Below are 16,068 nucleotides of genomic sequence, written 5' to 3' on the forward strand. Positions count from 1 at the left end.
CACCGAGACCGGGCCCTTCGGTGCGGAAGGCGCCCGGGCGGGGGTGGGCGCCTTCCGCGGAGAGGCGCCCTCAGGGCAGGAGGCGCCTCACGCTCGCGGTCAGTGCGGGTCGGCCTTCTCCGCGCCGACGCCGGTCAGGGAGCGGACCTCGATCTCGGCGTACTTGGCCTCGTTGTGCTCCTTGCTCAGGATCGTGCCGAGCCAGCCGCACAGGAAGCCGATCGGGATCGACACGATGCCCGGGTTGCTCAGCGGGAACCAGTGGAAGTCCACATCCTTGAACAACGCCGTCGGGGCGCCGGAGACCACCGGCGAGAAGATCACCAGCAGGAGGGCGGAGACCAGGCCGCCGTAAATGGCCGACACCGCGCCGGCCGTGTTGAAGCGCCGCCAGAACAGGCTGTAGAGGATGGCGGGCAGGTTGCCCGAGGCCGCGACCGCGAAGGCCAGGGCCACCAGGAACGCCACGTTCTGCTTCTGGGCGAGGATGCCGAGGCCGATCGCGACGGCGCCGATGACGAAGGCCGAGACGCGGGCCACCATGACCTCCTGCCGCTCGCTGGCCTGGCCGCGCTTGAAGACGTGCGCGTACAGGTCGTGGGCGAAGCTGGAGGAGGAGGCCAGGGTGAGGCCGGCGACCACGGCCAGGATCGTGGCGAAGGCCACCGCGCCGATGAACGCGAGCAGGATCGTGCCGCCGACCGAGCCGAAGATCTCCTCGCCGATCTTCTGGGCCAGCATCGGCGCGGCCGTGTTGCCCGCCGCGTCACCCTCGGTGATCGCCGTCTTGCCGACCAGGGCCGCCGCGCCGAAGCCGAGGACCAGGGTGAGCAGGTAGAAGACGCCGATGATGCCGATGCCCCACAGGACGGACTTGCGGGCGTCCTTGGCGGTGGGGACCGTGTAGAAGCGGATCAGGATGTGCGGCAGACCGGCCGTGCCCAGCACCAGGGCGAGGCCGAGGCTGATGAGGTCGATCTTGCCGGCCAGGCCCTGCGCCTCGGTGCCGTACTTCAGGCCGGGGCTGAGGAAGGACTCCGGGTTCGCCTTGGGGCCGCTCGTCGCGGCGGCCTGGCCGAGCAGCGCCGACAGGTTGAAGCCGAACTTGCCGAGCACCAGCAGCGTCACCAGCGCGGCGCCGCTCATGAGCAGCACGGCCTTGACGATCTGGACCCAGGTGGTGCCCTTCATGCCGCCGAAGACCACGTACACGATCATCAGGGCGCCCACGCCGACGATCGTCCACGCCTTGCCGGCGTCGCCGGTGATGCCGAGCAGCAGGCCGACCAGCGCGCCCGCGCCGACCATCTGGGCCAGCAGGTAGAAGATGCTGACCACGATGGTGGAGACGCCGGCGGCCGTGCGGACCGGGCGCGGGCTCATCCGGAAGGCCAGCACGTCGGCCATGGTGAACTTGCCGGAGTTGCGCATGAGCTCGGCGACCAGCAGCAGCGCGACCAGCCAGGCCACCAGGAACCCGATCGAGTACAGGAACCCGTCGTAGCCGGACAGCGCGATGATGCCCGCGATGCCGAGGAAGGAGGCGGCCGACATGTAGTCGCCGCCGATCGCCAGGCCGTTCTGCACGCCGCTGAACGAGCGGCCGCCCGCGTAGTAGTCGGCCGCCGTCTTGGTCTGGCGGCTCGCCCAGAAGGTGATCGCCAGCGTCGCGGCGACGAAGATGAGGAAGAGGATCATCCCCAGGGTGGTGGAGCTCACTTCGTCTTCTCCTCCACCTCGTGGCGCAGCTTGTCGGCGATGGGATCGAGTTTCTTCTCGGCGTGCCTGGAGTAGGCCCACGCGATCAGGAACGTGGACACGAACTGCAGCAACCCGAAGATCAACCCGATGTTGATGTCGCCGAGGACCTTGGTGGCCATGAACCCGCGCGCCCAGCCCGACATCACGACGTAGAGCAGGTACCACACGAGGAACGCCACGGTCATGGGGAACGTCCAGGCCCGGAAGCGGCGTTTCAGCTCCTGGAACTCACTGCTCTCCCGAACGCTTTCATAGACCGATGCGTCATGTTCTTGAGTCGTCACGAGACCTCCACTGTGATGCGGATCACGCTCAACGTAAGAGCGCAACGTACCCCGCGTGGAGGTCCCGGAAGGGGTTGTTCGCCGAGCCGCCGCCGAGCGGCGATTAGTTGGGGCGGACCTGCGGTGAAAGGTCCTTCTCGCGCGATGAGCGGTCGGTGATCCCGTTCACCCCCTTCAGCGCCTTCAGCGCCTGGTCGAGATCGTTGATCAGGGTGTCGGCCGGTTCGAGGCCGACGGACAGGCGGACGAGGCCGGCCGGGATGCCCATCGTGGCGCGTACGCTCTCCTCGGTGGACAGGGCGGGGGCGTTGACCAGGCTCTCGAAACCGCCCCAGGACACGCCGATTCTGAAGTGCCGGAGTTTGTCGAGAAAAATCGCGACCTGATCGGTGTCGTCCGTCGCCAGCTCGATGCTGAACAGGCTGGAGAACCCCGACATCTGCCGCAGCGCGACCGCGTGCCCCGGATGCGACGGCAGGCCCGGATGGTTGACCTCCCGCACGGCGGGATGGCCGGCCAGGAACCGCGCCACCGCGAGCCCCCGCTCCTGGTGGGCCGGCATGCGGACGGGCAGAGTGCGCAGGCCCTTGATCACCTTGGCCGCGTCGTGCGGCGACATGGCGGCGCCGTAGAGCTGGTACTCGGTCAGCGCGAGCGGCCTGATGAGCCGGGACGGGCCGATCACGACGCCGCCGACCAGGTCGCTGTGGCCGCCCACGTACTTCGACAGCGAGTGCACCACCAGGTCCACGCCCAGCGTGAGCGGCTTCTGGAACAGCGGCGTGGACCAGGTGTTGTCCATCACCGTCACCAGCCCGCGCTCCCGCGCCCAGGCCGCGACCTCGGCGATGTCCACGATCGCGTACGCCATGTAGGAGGGCGACTCGAAGTAGAGTAGGCGCGTCCGCTCCTTGATAGCGCTGTCACACTCCGCGAGGTCGCTCACGTGCGTATGCGTGACCCCGAACTTCTCCAGGTAGCGCAGGAACTGCGTGGTCGGCCCGTAGATCGCGCCCAGCACCAGCACGTGGTCACCGGCCGACACCAGCGACGAGATCGTCGCCGCGATGGCGCCCATCCCCGAGCCGAAACACTTGGCCCGCTCTCCCCGCTCCAGCGCCGCCAGCTTACGCTGGGCGAGATCGACCGTCGGGTTGGTCCCCCGCCAGTAGACGTAGCGCTCGTCCTCGTTCCTGATGGCCTCGCCCAGCTCCCCCGCCGTCGCGAACGTGAACAGCGAGTTCTCGAACACCGGCGGATTGACCGCGCCCAGCGTCCACGGCTCGTCCTCGCCCAACCGGCCACAGATCCATGCGTCATCCATGCATTCGTCATCCATGGGGGCAGAGTATGACAACGCGCAAGCCGACCATGGCCGACGTCGCCAGGCACGCGGGCGTGAGCCTCAAGACCGTCTCCCGGGTGGTCAACCAGGAGCCGCACGTACGGGCCTCGCTGCAGCAGCGGGTGCAGGCGGCCATCAGCGCGCTCGGCTACCGCCGCAACGAGGCCGCCGCCCGGCTGGCGCGGGGCGCGACCATGCTGACGCTCGGCCTGGTCATGGAGAACATCTCCAACGAGTTCTACGCGCGGCTCGCGGCCGCTGTGGAGGCCGCCGCGGCCGAGCACGAGGCGCTGGTCGTCTTCGGCTCGTACGAGGAGAGCCCCGACAAGGAGCGCATGCTCATCGAGTCCATGGCGGCGCGGGGCGTCGACTCGCTCATCGTCGTCCCGTCGGCGGCCGACCACGCATGGCTGGCCGAGCACGCGAGCCTCAGGATGGTGTTCGTGGACCGGCTGCCGCCCGGCCTCGCGACGGCCGACGTGGTCGTGCTCGACGACGAACGGGGCGGGCGGGCCGCGACCGAGCACCTGCTGGCGCGCGGGCACCGGCGGGTCGCGCTGATCTCCGACGACGACGGGCTGAGCTCCGTCCACGAGCGCGCCGCCGGCTACCGCGCCGCTCTCGCGGCGGCCGGGCTGCCGGTGGACGAGGGGCTGGTCGTGCACGGGGTGTTCGACCCCTGCCGGGTCGCGGAGGAGGTGGCGCGGCTGCTCGACCTGGCCGATCCGCCGACCGCGTTCTTCGCCGCCAACAACCGGGCCGCGATCGGGATCCTGCGGGCGCTGCGGGAGCGGCCGGAGCGGCCCGCGTACGTGGGGTTCGACGACTTCGCCCTCGCCGACGTCTTCAGCCCCGGGGTGACGGTCGTCCGCTACGACGTTTCCCTGCTCGCGCGCACGGCCGTGGACCTGCTGCTGCGTCCGGCGGAGGGGGCGGCCCGGCTGGTGAAGCTGCCCGTGGAGCTGGTCCCTCGCGGCTCCGGAGAGCTCCCGCCCTCCTGAACGTCCCGGGGTGGGATTCGGCCGCGTTCTGTCGGCGGTCCTCGCTAGTCTCGTGCCGTGCCGCGCACGAACGCCGAACTCACCACCCTCCTGGAGCACCGCCCGGAGCTGGCGGCGGCTCCCTCGCTCGACGTGGTCGAACGCCTGCTGGCCCGGCCCGAGCCGGCCATCCCCGTCCTGCTCGGCCTCGACGCCGACTGCCACGTGGTCAGCCAGGCCGTCCAGGCGGCGGGCGGGGCCACGACCCGCGAGCGCCTGGCGGCGGCCCTGCACGACCCCCGGGGCCGCCTGGGCGAGGTGCTCGGCACGCTCGCCGCCCACGGCCTGCTCACCCTCGACGGCCCTTCCGTACGCTCGCCGCACCGTGGCGGGCTGTGGGCGCACCCGTTCGGGCTGGGCAGGCCGCTGCGCGAGCTGGCCGGCGAGCTGAGCGCCGAGATGCTGAAGACGCTGGTGAGCGCGCACGGCGGCCGGGCCAGGGGCCGGCGGGCGGAGCTCGCGGCCGAGGCCGGGCGGCTGCTGGCCGACGGCGTGGCGGTCCGGGCCCGCGCCGCCCGCCTTCCCCGTCAGGCGGCCGATCTGCTGCGGACGATGGCTGCCGGACGGCCGGTGCTGGAGAGCGAGCAGGTCCACTTCGGGGCCGGGGTTCGTACGCATCCGGTGCAACGGCTGGTCGAGGCCGGGTTCGTGGTGCGCGACGGATGGGCCTACGAGATGCCGCGCGAGATCGGCCTCGCGCTGCGCGGCGACGACTGGCGGCCGGCGCTGACCGGGCAGCCCGACGTTCCCGTGCGCGAGGCCGGGCCGTCCGCCGACGGGGTGGGCGCCGCCCTGCGCGCGCTCGACCTGGTCGAGGCCCTGGTCGAGCTGGCCACCGCCACGCCGCTCACCGAGCTGAAGGCGGGCGGCGTCGGCACGCGGGAGCTGCGGCGGGCGGCCAAGGCGCTGGGCGTCACGGAGCAGGAGGTGACGTTGTGGCTCGACGTCGCCCACGCCGCCGCGCTGGTCGCCTCCGACGGCGGCGAGCGGCTGACCGGCACCACCCTGGCCGACGACTGGCTCGCCCGCTCCCCCGCCGCCCGCTGGCGGGTGCTCGCCGCCGCCTGGCACGGGCTGCCGCAGGCGGCGACCCACCGGGTGGTGGGGTGCTGCGAGGGGCACCTGGACCCGCTGCCGCCGCCCTACGTGTTCGAGTGCGGGGCGGGGGCGATCCGCCGGGCCGTCCTGGACACGCTCCGCACCCTGCCCGAGGGCGTGGGCGCGGAGGCGTCCGGGCTGATGACGGCCGTCCACTGGCGCACCCGCGCCGCCGCCGAGTCGCCGCCGGCCGCCGAGCCCTTCGTGACGGCCGCCCTCCGCGAGGGCGACCTCCTCGGCCTCACCACCGACGGCGCCCTCACCCACCTGGGCCGCGCCTACCTCGCGACCCCGGGCCCCACACCCCCACCCACCACCAGCACCCGCGACGGCCCCGCCGCAGGCGCCTCTGCCGGCGCCCCCAGCGGGGAGGCGGAGGAGCCGCTGGCGGGGCTGTTTCCCGTGCCCGCTCTCACCGTCACGCTGCAGAACGACCTGACCGCCATCGTCACCGGCCTTCCCGCGCCCGCCCTGGCCGCCTTCCTCGGCTCGTGCGCCGACCTGGAGTCGCGTGACCGGGCGAGCGTGTGGCGTTTCTCCGAGCGGAGCGTGCGGCGGGCCCTCGACGCGGGCGGCGACGCCGAGTCCCTGCTGGCGGGCCTGGCCCGGCACAGCGCGAAGGACGTTCCGCAGGCCCTGCGCTACCTTGTCACCGACACGGCGCGCAAGCACGGCACGCTCAAGGTCGCCGCCACCCCGTCGGTGGTGATCGCCGCCGACGCGGTCACGCTCACCGGGTTGTGCCGCGCGAAGTCGCTGCGCAAGCTCGCCCTCCAGCAGGTCGCGCCCACGGTCGCGCTGTCCGCCCGCCCGCCCGAGGAGACCCTGCGTCTCCTCCGCGAGGCCGGGCAGGCGCCCGTGGCCCTGGCGCCCGACGGCACGATCAGGGCCGAGCCGGCCCGCCGGCCCCGGCTCACCGTCGACGCCGAGCCCGCTCCCGACCCGGCCGCCACGGCCGCCGCCATGCTCAAGGGCACCGCCACGTCCGGCACCGCCGAGGCCCTGGCCCTGGCGGCGATGACCGGCGAGCTGGTCGTCATCGTCTCCCAGCGCCGCGAGCACTACATGGACGACCTCGCGATCGCCGGCGACGCGATCACCGGCTACTGCCACGACTGCGACCGCGGCCACACCTTCGACCGGGCTCGCGTCACCAGGGCCTACCTGCCCTGAGAAAAGCCCTAGGACGAGCGGGGCCGCCAGTCGCCGCGGTTGAGGTCCAGGTTCTCGGGAGTGTGCAGGCGGACCATGACGCGCGCCACGTTCGCCGGCACCCGGTGCGGGGTCAGGAAGGACACCGCCACCATCACCACGAACGCGATCGGCACCGTCCACGCCGCGGGCTGGGCCAGCAGCGCCGTCGTGAAGCCGTCGTACGGCGCCCCCGTGATCGTGGCCAGCACCGCGCCGCAGGCGAGGCCGCCGCCCACGAGCAGCCCCGCCAGCGCCCCCGTCGTCGTGAGGCGGCGCCACCAGATGCCGAGCACGAGCAGCGGGCAGAACGACGAGGCCGCCACCGCGAAGGCCAGCCCCACCACGTCCGCCACCGGGAGCTGGCGCGCCCACAGCGCCAGGCCCAGCGGCACCACCACGGCCATGAGGGTGGCGATCCTGAACGAGCGCACCCCGCCCTTGAGCAGGTCCTGCGCGATCACCCCTGCCACGGACACGGTCAGCCCCGACGAGGTGGACAGGAACGCCGCGAACGCCCCGGCGGTCAGCAGCGCCGTCAGCAGCTCGCCCAGGGTGCCGCCGATCATCCGGGCGGGCAGCGTCAGCACCACCGTGTCGGTGCGGGTCAGGTCGGGGGCGTAGAGGCGGCCGAGCCAGCCGTACATGGCGGGCAGCAGGTAGAAGGCGCCGAGCAGGGAGAGCACGACGAGCGTCGTACGGCGGGCGGCCCGGCCGTCGGGGTTGGTGTAGAAGCGCACGAGCACGTGCGGCAGCCCCATGGTCCCCAGGAACGTGGCCAGGATCAGCGAGTACGTCGAGTACAGCCCGTACTCCCTGCCCCCGCTGAGCGGCGTCTGCCAGGTGACGGCGTCCGCGGCGCTCACCCCGGGCGCGCCGTCCGCGCGCCAGGCCATGAGCAGGAACACCAGCGGCACGGCCAGCGCCGTCAGCTTGAGCCAGTACTGGAACGCCTGCACGAACGTGATCGACCGCATGCCGCCGGACAGCACGTTCACCGCCACGACCAGGGCCACCAGCAGCCCGCCCGCCCACGGGGGCGCGCCGGTGATCTCACGCAGCACCAGCCCGGCGCTCTGGAACTGCGGCATCAGGTAGAGCCAGCCGATGAGCACGACCAGCACGCTCGCCGTCCTGCGCACGGTCATGGACTCCAGCCGGGCCTCGGCGAAGTCGGGCAGCGTGTACGCCCCGGAGCGCCGCAGCGGCGCGGACACCAGCACCAGCAGCACCAGGTAGCCGCCGGTCCAGCCGACCGGCAGCCACAGCATGTCCACGCCGAAGGCGAGGATGAGCCCGGCGACGCCGAGGAAGGAGGCGGCCGACAGGTACTCGCCGCCGATGGCGGAGGCGTTCCAGAGCGGGCTGACGGTGCGGGAGGCGACGTAGAAGTCGGACGTGGTGCGCGAGACGCGGATGCCGAAGGCTCCGATGAGCACGGCCGCCACCACCACGACCAGCACGGCGGTGAGGCTCATCGGCGCTCGACCAGCTCGGCGAAGTGGCGTTCGTTGCGCTCGGCCTGGCGGACGTACAGCCAGGCGCCGAGGACGAAGGCGGGGTAGATGAGCCCGGCGAGCACCGCCCACGGCAGCGGCACGCCGAGCAGCTCGACCTCGCGCAGCTCGGGGATGAGCAGGAACAGCAGCGGCAGGCCGCCGACCACGCAGGCGAGGACGGTGCAGACGAACAGCGCCAGCCGGAACTGGGTGCGCAGCAGGGAGCGCATGTAGACCTCGCCGAGGCCGGTCTGCTCGTCGATCTCGCGGGTGGCCGGATAGCGGGGGCGGCGCGCGGCGGCGGTGCGCGGGCTGGTCACGGCGGTCCGCCGCGCCCGCCGGCCGGGCCGCGGCTCCTCCGGCGGCGTCCCCGGCGTTTCCCCGAGTGTCATTCCGGGCGTCCCTTCCGTGCGCGCCGGACCAGCAGGTCGCGCAGCTCCCGCGTGTGCCTGCGGCTGACCGGGATCTCGGTGCCGGCCACCCGGACCGTGCACCTGCCCGAGTCGATGTGCAGCTCGTCGATGTGTTTGACGGCCACGAGGTGGCTGCGGTGCACCCGGAGGAACCCGGCCGGGGCCCACCGTTCCTCCAGCGTGGCCAGCGGGATGCGGACGAGATGGCTGCCGGCCGCGGTGTGCAGCCGGGCGTAGTCGCCCTGCGCCTCGACGTAGATGACGTCGGCGCTGGAGACGAAGCGGGTCACCCCGCCCAGCTCGACCGGGATCGTGTCGCTCTCGCCGCCGTCGGCGGCGGGCACGTCCGCCGAGACCGCGACGCGCCGGATGGCCTCCGACAGCCGCTCCGGCCGTACCGGCTTGAGCAGGTAGTCCTCGGCCTTGATCTCGAAGGCGTCCACGGCGTGCTCCTCGTACGCCGTCACGAACACCACCCGGGGCGGGTTGGCGAACTGCGACAGCAGCCGCCCGAGCACCACCCCGTCGAGCCCGCGCATGCGGATGTCGAGGAACACCGCGTCGATCGGCCGCCCGTCGGCGATGGCGCGGTCCAGCAGCCGCAGCGCCTGCGCGCCGTCCCGCGCGGTGGCGACCTCACCGATGCGGGGGTCGGCGCGCAGCAGGTACGACAGGTCTTCGAGGGCGGGCAGCTCGTCGTCGACCGCGAGAACCCGGAGTTGTGCCATAGACAGTGATGAAACCGACAACAAAGATCAAGGTCAACGGGCAGAGACACCCGGGTGATACTTCGGCAACCTGATGTTGACCTTCGTGCCCGCCCCTTCGCCGGTCTCGACGACGAGGCCGTACTCGTCGCCGTAGACCTGGCGCAGCCGCTCGTCGACGTTGGCCAGCCCGACGCCGCCCGCCGGGACGATCTCCCCGGCGAGGATGAGCCGCAGCCGGTCGGGGTCCATGCCGAGGCCGTCGTCCTCGACGCTGATGCGGCACTCGGCCCCGGCGTCCTCGGCGACGATCGTGATCCGGCCGACGCCGTTGCGGCTCTCCAGCCCGTGGCGTACGGCGTTCTCGACCAGCGGCTGCAGGCACAGGAACGGCACGGCGACGGGCAGCACCTCGGGCGCGATGCGGAGGGTGACCTGGAGCTGGTCGCCGAACCTGGCTCGCTCCAGGATCAGGTAGCGGTCGATGGAGCGCAGCTCCTCGGCGAGGGTGGTGAACTCGCCGTGCCGGCGGAAGGAGTAGCGGGTGAAGTCGGCGAACTCCAGCAGCAGCTCCCTGGCCCGCTCCGGGTCGGTGCGGACGAAGGAGGCGATGGTGGTGAGCGAGTTGTAGATGAAGTGGGGGGAGATCTGCGCCCGCAGCGCGCGTACCTCGGCCTCCATGAGCCGGGTGCGCGAGCGGTCGAGCTCGGCCAGTTCGAGCTGGGAGTCCACCCAGCCGGCGACCTCCTGGGCGGCGCGGACCAGCCCGGCCGAGGCGCTCTGGCTGTAGGCGATGAGCGCGCCGACCACCCGGTCGTCGGTGGTGAGCGGCACCACGACGGCCTGCCTGATCGGACATTCGAGCAGGTCGCAGTCGAGGGTGAGCACCTGGATGCGGCCGTCCTCCAGGGTGGCGGCGGCGTGCTCGAAGGCGTGCTCGGCGTGGTGGTCGTCGCCCTCGCCGTCGTAGACGAGCAGCCGCTCGGCGTCGGCGATGGCCAGGGCGGGCGAGTTGAGCAGGGCGCGCAGGTGCCGGGAGGCGCGCTCGGCGCCGTCCTCGGTGAGCCCGGCGCGCAGCGGCGGCGCGGCCAGCGAGGCGGTGTGCAGGGTCTCGAACGTGGCCCGCTCGGCCGGGCTGGTGCCCAGCTCGCGGCGGCCCCGGAGCACGCGCCAGAGCACGATCGCGGGCACGCCCACGAGCACGGCGACCACGGCGCTGCCGACGACGTACTCCACGCGGCCGAAGCCTAGCCGAGGCCGGAGCCCGAACACACAGGGCCCGCGCACACCGGACGGTCCGGCGGCTCAGAGCGCCGCCGCGACGCGGGCGGCGTACGACTCGGCCTCCTCGGCGGAGTCGTATTTGGTGCGGGGCCAGAAGAAGCCGCGCAGACCGTCCTTGCGGTGCCGGGGCACCACGTGCACGTGCAGGTGGGGGACGCTCTGGCTGATGCGGTTGTTCATGGCGACGAACGTGCCTCCGGCCTCCAGCCCCTCCTCCACGGCCCGCGCCAGGGCCTGCACCCGGGTGAAGAACGGCCCGACGTCGCCGAGGTCGGCCAGCGTCTCGGCGTGGACGCGCGGCACGACCAGCACGTGGCCCTTGAAGACCGGCCGGGCGTCGAGGAAGGCGACCGCCACGTCGTCGGCGTGCACGAGGTGAGCGGGCCGCTGGCCCGCGATGATCTCGCAGAACAGGTCTGTGCTCACGGTCCGACCCTATCGGCTCGACATTTGGCGACAGGTCGTTGCTATCTTAGGGACATGGTGTCGCTAAACGAGCGGACCCGGCAGAGCTGGCTCCCCCTCTTCGTGCTCGGCGTCGGCATGTCGATGATCATCATCGACGCGACGATCGTGAACGTGGCCGTCCCCGCGATCATGGCCGACCTGTCCTTGTCGGCGACCGACGTCGAGTGGGTCAACTCGATCTACTCGCTCACCTTCGCCGCCCTGCTGGTCCCGCTCAGCCGCACCGGCGACGCGCACGGCCGCCGGCGCATGTTCGCCTCGGGCCTGGTCGTGTTCCTGGTGGCCAGCGTGCTCGCGGCCATGGCGGGCAGCGGCGCGCTGCTCATCGGCGCCCGCGTGCTCCAGGGCGTCGGCGCGTCGATGGTGGTGCCGATGACGCTCGCCGTCATCAACGCCCTCTACGTCGGGCCGCGCCGCACGATCGCCTTCGCCGTCTGGGGCTCGGTCATCGGCGGCATGGCCGCGCTCGGCCCGCTGCTCGGCGGCTGGCTGGTGACCGGCCACGGCTGGCGCTGGGCGTTCTGGGTGAACCTGCCCATCGGCCTGCTCGTGCTGCTCGGCACGCTCAAGGTGCCGGAGTCCAAGGACCCGGACGCCCGCGGCTGGGACGTGCCCGGCGTGCTGCTGTCCGTCATCGGCACCTCGGCGCTGGTGTTCGGGCTCATCGAGGGCCAGCGTTACGGCTGGTTCGCCCCGGCCGAGGGGCACTCGATCTCGCCCATCCCGTTCGCGTTCGCGCTGGCGGCGCTGGCGCTCACGGCGTTCACGCTGGTCGAGCGGGCGCGGGCGCGGGCGGGCCGGCCGGTGATCCTGGACCTGTCGCTGCTCGCCATCCCCTCCTTCCGTTACGGCTGCCTCACCGCGATGATCGTCACGCTCGGCGAGTTCGGCATGATCCTGGTGCTGCCGCTGTTCCTGCAGTCGGCGATGGCGTTCACCGCGTTCGAGGCCGGCCTGGTCATCGCCTCGCTGGCGCTCGGGACGTTCCTGGCCGGCGGCATGGTGCCGAAGCTCCGGCTGACCCCGCGCCTCATCGTCCGGCTCGGCCTGGCCCTGGAGGCCGTCGGCGCGATCGCGGTCGGCCTGTCGGTCTCCCCGTCGCTCGGCCACTGGACGCTGGTGCCCTGGCTCGTCGTGTACGGCGTCGGCGTCGGCTTCGCCTCGGCCCAGCTCCCGAACCTCACGCTGGCCCAGGTGCCGCCCCGGCAGTCCGGCGTCGCCTCCGGTTTGCAGAGCGCGATCCGCCAGCTCGGCGCCGCGATCGGCATCGCCGTGCTCGGCTCGGTGCTGGTGACCGGCCTCGGCTCGGCCATGGCCGACCGCCTGCCGGCCGACCCGGCGCTCGGCAAGGCGGTGCGCGACAGCGCGGGCGCGGCCGTCGCCATGATCAAGGACCCGGTCAGGCACGCCGCCGCGGTCGCGGCGGCCGCCGACGCCACCCGCCGGGTGACCGTCTTCACCGGGATCGTGCTGTTCGGCGGGGTCGGGGTGACGCTGCTGCTGCCCGATACTGGGGTGGGACGACGCGAGGAGGAGTGAGACAGCGGTGCCGAGGATCAGCGCGGCCACGGTGGCCGACCATCGGGCGGGCCGGCACGCCGCGCTGCTGGCGGCGGCGATGGAGATCCTGGCCGCCGAGGGCGCGGCCGGGCTCACCCCGGCCGCCGTCGGGGCCCGGGTCGGGCTGGCCCGCTCCAGCGTCTACCGCTACTTCTCCTCGACCGCCGACATCCTCGCCCAGCTCGTCGAGGACGCGATCCCGCGCTGGGCCGGCCGGCTGGCGAGCGCGGCGGCGACCGGCGACGACCTGGAGACCCGGGTGCGCGCCTACGGCACGGTGACGCTGTCGTTCGCCGCGCATCCCGACTACGCGCTGCTGCGCGCCCTGAGCGCCGTGGACCTGCCGCCCGACTGCCGCGAGCGGCTCGACCAGCTCCACGAGACGATGATCGGCCCGCTGCGCGAGATCCTGGCCGAGGCCGGGCACGACGACCCCGGCCTCGTGGCCCACCTGGGCTGGAACGTGCTCGGCGAGGGCCTGCGCCGGCTCGCCGCCGGCCCGGCCGACCCCGCCGCCGTCACCCGGACGGTGCTGGAGGTGCTGGTCCGCGGGATGTCGCCGGGCCCTCCTTCGTCACCGTGAGCGTGAAGACGGCCTCGCCCGACTCGCTGCGGCTCTGCTCGCTCTCCGGCGTCCCGCCGGTGCCGCAGCGCCAGCAGTCGTACAGCCTGACCTCGGTGGTGCCCGGCTGCTTGGCGTTGAACACGAAGTAGGTGGTGCCGCCCCCGCCGACCTGGTCGCCGTCGCCCTCGTGCTCCTGGCTGATGAACGACACCACCTTCGTGTCCGGCAGGGCCTTCAGCGACCAGCTGTCGCCCACCGACGCGTTGCCGGTCACCGCCAGCGAGAAGCGCTGCCCGCTGCGCAGCTCCACCGGCACGGTGGCGCCCTTGGCGCCCTTGACCACCGTGCCGAGGTCGCTCACCGCCGAGCCGGCCCCGCAACCGCCGCAGGCGGCGAGCAGCAGCAGGCCGAGCCCGGCGGCGGCCGTTCGAAGTGTCATTCCGGCAGGCTATCGGCCTTCGGCTCGTCGCGGGGCACGGCGTACGGCTCCCGCTCGGCCGGGCGGCCCCCGGCGATCGCGCGCTGCCGGATCAGCTCGGCGTCGAACTCCGCGCCGAGCAGCAGCGCCATGTTCGACAGCCACAGCCAGACCAGGAACACCACGATCCCGGCCAGCGCGCCGTACGTCTTGCTGTAGGACGCGAAGTTGGCGACGTACAGGGCGAACCCGCCGGAGACGATCACCCACAGCACGATCGCGAGGATGCTGCCCGGCGAGATCCAGCGCAGGCCGGGCTGGCGCACGTTCGGCGCGGCCCAGTACAGCAGCATGATCAGCCCGGCGGCGACCAGCACCATGATCGGCCACTTGAGGATGTCCCAGGCGAGCACGGCCGCCTCGCCGAGACCGAGCGCGCGGCCGAGCGCCGCCGCGAGGTCGCCGGTGAGGGTGACGGCGATCGCGCCGACCGCCAGCAGCACGGTGGCCAGCAGGGTGAGGCCGATCCGCAGCGGGGTCGTCTTCCAGAACGGGCGGCCCTCGTCGATGTCGTAGATCGTGTTGCCGGCCCGGATGAAGGCCGCGATGTAGCCGGAGGCCGACCACAGGGCGACCACCAGGCCGACGATCGCCACGGCGCTCGCGGCGCCCGCGCCGTTCTGCGCCGCCTGGATGCTCGTCACCATCAGGTCGCGCACCTCGGCGGGCACCAGCACCATGACGCCGGAGAGCTGGGCCGCGGCGTCGCCCCGCCCCAGCAGCCCGAACACCGACACCAGCACGATCAGCGCGGGGAAGATCGACAGGACCGCGTAGTAGGTGAGCCCGGCGGCGAGGTCCTGAAGACGGTCGTTCTTGAACTCGATGATCGTCCGCTTCAGCACCGTCCACCAGGTCCGGCGGGGGAATTCGCCCGGGCCGTCGGGCACTCCGGCGGCCCGTTCCGCGGCGTCTCTGGAAACCGTCACCTACCTGCTCCCGAGTCCCATCAGGCGACGGCGCGCGGGACGGCCCGTCAGGCGTCCCTTGACGACGGCGCCCTTGATGACGCCGCCCCTTGTCACGCGTCCGCTCGTCAGGCGGGCCTTCACGCGGCCCGCCGCGTCGCCCCGCACCACGCGCTCCACGAACGTGCGGCGCGCGGTCATGCGACGCCGCGCCATCCGCCGTACGACGAGGACGGCCACGGCCCCGGCGGCCACGGCGACGAGCAGCGCCGGACGCCGCCTCGCCTCCACGGCGACGGCCTTCATCTGCTCGGGCGTGTGCTCGCCGACCTGACCGGCCATCTCGGAGGTCCTGTCCTTGATCACGACGGCGGCTTCTGAGGCGCGGGCCCTGACCGTTCCGGCGGCCTCGGACGCCCGCTCCTTCGCCACGCCCGCGGTCTCGGCCGCCCGCTCCCTGGCCACCGCGGCGGCCACCCCGGCGCGGTCCCTGGCCACCCCCGCGGCCTCGGCGGCGCGGGCCCTGAACGCCCCGGCGGCCTCGGCCGCCCGGTCCTTGGCCACCTCGGCGGCGTGGCTCGCCCTCGACTTCACGTCGGCCTTGTCCGCCAGCGCGCTGACCGTGCGGCCCAGCTGCTCGCGGGTCTCCTCGATGTCCCTGCGCACGGCGGCTCTTCCGTCGTCCTCGTCCTCGTCGTCGGCGCGCCTCCGGGTGCCGTGGGCGCGTTCGGCCCGGTGCACCTCGCGCATGGAACGTTCCTCCGTGCGCAGGCTCTCGACGGCCTCGGCCCGCTCGTCCCTGATGGGCCCCTCCGGGATGAAGGTCTCGTGGCCCTCCCGCGCGGCCTCCGCCCGCCTGGCGTTCTCCGTCGCGCCCGGCCTGGTGGGAGGCACGTTGACGGACTCAGGCTCGGTGGGGGCGCCCACGGTGGCCCGGTGCGCGCCCACGTCGCCGGCGTGCTGCTCGCTGTATCCGGGATCCGTCTCGCTCATCGATGTGCCCTCTCCTTGACCATGTCGATGTCGGCCTTGACGCTCGCGATGGTCTCCTCGGGGACCGGCGGCGTGGCCCGTTGCACCTGGTTCTTGCCGACCAGGCCCAGGACGGCGGCGACGACGAGCAGGACGACCCCCACGACGGCGGCCGCGACCCACGCGGGCATGGCCAGGGCGAGGAGCAGGATGACGGCGGCCACCAGCGCGGCGGCGCCGAAGAAGGCGGCCGTTCCGGCCGCCCCGAACAGGCCCGCGCCGAAGCCGGCGCGCTTGCCCTTCGCGGTGAGTTCCATCCTGGCCAGGCGGAGTTCGTCCTTGACCAGCCGGGAGACCTGTTCGGAAAGGTCACTGACCAGTTTCTGGGTGTCGCTCACGATCGTTCGCCTCCTCCGTCCGAGTGAGGCGACTACCCAGGCACTTGGCCTTCTATCACGCGGCTATTTCCGCCTGGCGGACTTCAGCACGAGGTCG

Annotated in this window: 16 protein-coding genes; 4 read left to right on the forward strand and 12 right to left on the reverse strand. The window is 72.9% G+C overall.

What is annotated here, in order from left to right:
- Nucleotides 1-99: 99 nt before the first annotated feature.
- The 3 genes from ABD292_RS26535 to ABD292_RS26545 all read right to left on the reverse strand — a co-directional run bounded on the left by ABD292_RS26535 (nucleotide 100) and on the right by ABD292_RS26545 (nucleotide 3,369).
- Entirely contained in the window at nucleotides 100-1,698 is a 1,599-nt protein-coding gene (locus ABD292_RS26535) for a solute symporter family protein (protein ID WP_344212801.1), read from the reverse strand.
- A 17-nt stretch (nucleotides 1,699-1,715) separates the two neighbouring features.
- Nucleotides 1,716-2,045: a DUF485 domain-containing protein gene (locus tag ABD292_RS26540; RefSeq protein WP_344211826.1), complete on the reverse strand. Its 330-nt coding sequence runs from the start codon at nucleotides 2,043-2,045 to the stop codon at nucleotides 1,716-1,718.
- Nucleotides 2,046-2,148: 103 nt separating this feature from the next.
- On the reverse strand, nucleotides 2,149-3,369 hold the full coding sequence (locus ABD292_RS26545; RefSeq protein ID WP_344211828.1) for a trans-sulfuration enzyme family protein: 1,221 nt from the start codon (nucleotides 3,367-3,369) through the stop codon (nucleotides 2,149-2,151).
- A 26-nt stretch (nucleotides 3,370-3,395) separates the two neighbouring features.
- Here ABD292_RS26545 and ABD292_RS26550 point away from each other — a divergent pair, with 26 nt between their 5' ends.
- Together ABD292_RS26550 and ABD292_RS26555 are read left to right on the forward strand one after the other, a co-directional pair.
- Nucleotides 3,396-4,391 (forward strand): LacI family DNA-binding transcriptional regulator, encoded by a 996-nt coding sequence (locus ABD292_RS26550; RefSeq protein ID WP_344211830.1) that lies wholly within the window; start codon nucleotides 3,396-3,398, stop codon nucleotides 4,389-4,391.
- A gap of 57 nt (nucleotides 4,392-4,448) precedes the next feature.
- Nucleotides 4,449-6,701 carry a helicase-associated domain-containing protein gene (locus ABD292_RS26555; RefSeq protein ID WP_344211832.1) on the forward strand — a complete coding sequence of 751 codons (2,253 nt, stop codon included), beginning with the start codon at nucleotides 4,449-4,451 and terminating at the stop codon, nucleotides 6,699-6,701.
- Between the two features lie 8 nt (nucleotides 6,702-6,709).
- Here the strand turns inward: ABD292_RS26555 and ABD292_RS26560 are convergent, their stop codons facing one another.
- From ABD292_RS26560 to ABD292_RS26580, 5 genes are all read right to left on the reverse strand, one after another.
- Nucleotides 6,710-8,197: a sodium/solute symporter gene (locus ABD292_RS26560; RefSeq protein ID WP_344211834.1), complete on the reverse strand. Its 1,488-nt coding sequence runs from the start codon at nucleotides 8,195-8,197 to the stop codon at nucleotides 6,710-6,712.
- Entirely contained in the window at nucleotides 8,194-8,610 is a 417-nt protein-coding gene (locus ABD292_RS26565; protein ID WP_344211836.1) for a hypothetical protein, read from the reverse strand. The genes ABD292_RS26560 and ABD292_RS26565 overlap by 4 nt, the downstream gene beginning before the upstream one ends.
- Complete coding sequence (locus ABD292_RS26570; RefSeq protein WP_344211838.1) at nucleotides 8,607-9,359, reverse strand: LytR/AlgR family response regulator transcription factor; 753 nt, start codon at nucleotides 9,357-9,359, stop codon at nucleotides 8,607-8,609. The genes ABD292_RS26565 and ABD292_RS26570 overlap by 4 nt, the downstream gene beginning before the upstream one ends.
- 33 nt (nucleotides 9,360-9,392) lie before the next feature.
- A complete protein-coding gene (locus ABD292_RS26575) occupies nucleotides 9,393-10,574 on the reverse strand; it encodes a sensor histidine kinase (protein WP_329574333.1) in 1,182 nt (393 codons plus the stop codon).
- 69 nt (nucleotides 10,575-10,643) lie between these two features.
- The gene (locus ABD292_RS26580; RefSeq protein ID WP_344211841.1) at nucleotides 10,644-11,048 is read right to left on the reverse strand and encodes an HIT family protein; all 405 of its coding nucleotides are present in this window, start codon (nucleotides 11,046-11,048) and stop codon (nucleotides 10,644-10,646) included.
- A gap of 54 nt (nucleotides 11,049-11,102) precedes the next feature.
- Here ABD292_RS26580 and ABD292_RS26585 point away from each other — a divergent pair, with 54 nt between their 5' ends.
- Together ABD292_RS26585 and ABD292_RS26590 are read left to right on the forward strand one after the other, a co-directional pair.
- Entirely contained in the window at nucleotides 11,103-12,629 is a 1,527-nt protein-coding gene (locus ABD292_RS26585) for an MFS transporter (protein WP_344211843.1), read from the forward strand.
- A gap of 7 nt (nucleotides 12,630-12,636) precedes the next feature.
- Nucleotides 12,637-13,233: a TetR/AcrR family transcriptional regulator gene (locus tag ABD292_RS26590; protein ID WP_344211845.1), complete on the forward strand. Its 597-nt coding sequence runs from the start codon at nucleotides 12,637-12,639 to the stop codon at nucleotides 13,231-13,233.
- Here ABD292_RS26590 and ABD292_RS26595 read toward each other — a convergent pair.
- Genes ABD292_RS26595 through ABD292_RS26610 form a run of 4 tightly spaced genes read right to left on the reverse strand, consistent with a single transcriptional unit; the run spans nucleotide 13,169 to nucleotide 15,971 of the window.
- Nucleotides 13,169-13,654, reverse strand: coding sequence for a protease inhibitor I42 family protein (locus ABD292_RS26595; RefSeq protein WP_344211847.1), 486 nt, complete (start codon nucleotides 13,652-13,654; stop codon nucleotides 13,169-13,171). The two genes, ABD292_RS26590 and ABD292_RS26595, sit on opposite strands and share 65 nt — an antisense overlap.
- The gene (locus ABD292_RS26600) at nucleotides 13,651-14,622 is read right to left on the reverse strand and encodes a YihY/virulence factor BrkB family protein (protein ID WP_344211849.1); all 972 of its coding nucleotides are present in this window, start codon (nucleotides 14,620-14,622) and stop codon (nucleotides 13,651-13,653) included. The genes ABD292_RS26595 and ABD292_RS26600 overlap by 4 nt, the downstream gene beginning before the upstream one ends.
- Nucleotides 14,623-15,594: a DUF3618 domain-containing protein gene (locus tag ABD292_RS26605; protein WP_344211851.1), complete on the reverse strand. Its 972-nt coding sequence runs from the start codon at nucleotides 15,592-15,594 to the stop codon at nucleotides 14,623-14,625.
- Nucleotides 15,591-15,971, reverse strand: coding sequence for a phage holin family protein (locus ABD292_RS26610; protein ID WP_344211853.1), 381 nt, complete (start codon nucleotides 15,969-15,971; stop codon nucleotides 15,591-15,593). Before ABD292_RS26610 ends, ABD292_RS26605 begins: the two co-directional genes overlap by 4 nt.
- Nucleotides 15,972-16,068 lie beyond the last annotated feature (97 nt).

Origin of the sequence: Nonomuraea bangladeshensis (assembly GCF_039529455.1) — a bacterium.
GTDB lineage: Bacteria > Actinomycetota > Actinomycetes > Streptosporangiales > Streptosporangiaceae > Nonomuraea > Nonomuraea bangladeshensis.

Bases quoted from the DNA above. Each gene is read 5' to 3' on its own strand.
- ABD292_RS26535 (WP_344212801.1), bottom strand. From the start codon at position 1,698: ATGATCCTCTTCCTCATCTTCGTCGCCGCGACGCTGGCGATCACCTTC.
- ABD292_RS26545 (WP_344211828.1), bottom strand. From the start codon at position 3,369: ATGGATGACGCATGGATCTGTGGCCGGTTGGGCGAGGACGAGCCGTGG.
- ABD292_RS26550 (WP_344211830.1), top strand. From the start codon at position 3,396: ATGACAACGCGCAAGCCGACCATGGCCGACGTCGCCAGGCACGCGGGC.
- ABD292_RS26560 (WP_344211834.1), bottom strand. From the start codon at position 8,197: ATGAGCCTCACCGCCGTGCTGGTCGTGGTGGTGGCGGCCGTGCTCATC.
- ABD292_RS26565 (WP_344211836.1), bottom strand. From the start codon at position 8,610: ATGACACTCGGGGAAACGCCGGGGACGCCGCCGGAGGAGCCGCGGCCC.
- ABD292_RS26570 (WP_344211838.1), bottom strand. From the start codon at position 9,359: ATGGCACAACTCCGGGTTCTCGCGGTCGACGACGAGCTGCCCGCCCTC.
- ABD292_RS26585 (WP_344211843.1), top strand. From the start codon at position 11,103: ATGGTGTCGCTAAACGAGCGGACCCGGCAGAGCTGGCTCCCCCTCTTC.
- ABD292_RS26595 (WP_344211847.1), bottom strand. From the start codon at position 13,654: ATGACACTTCGAACGGCCGCCGCCGGGCTCGGCCTGCTGCTGCTCGCC.
- ABD292_RS26605 (WP_344211851.1), bottom strand. From the start codon at position 15,594: ATGAGCGAGACGGATCCCGGATACAGCGAGCAGCACGCCGGCGACGTG.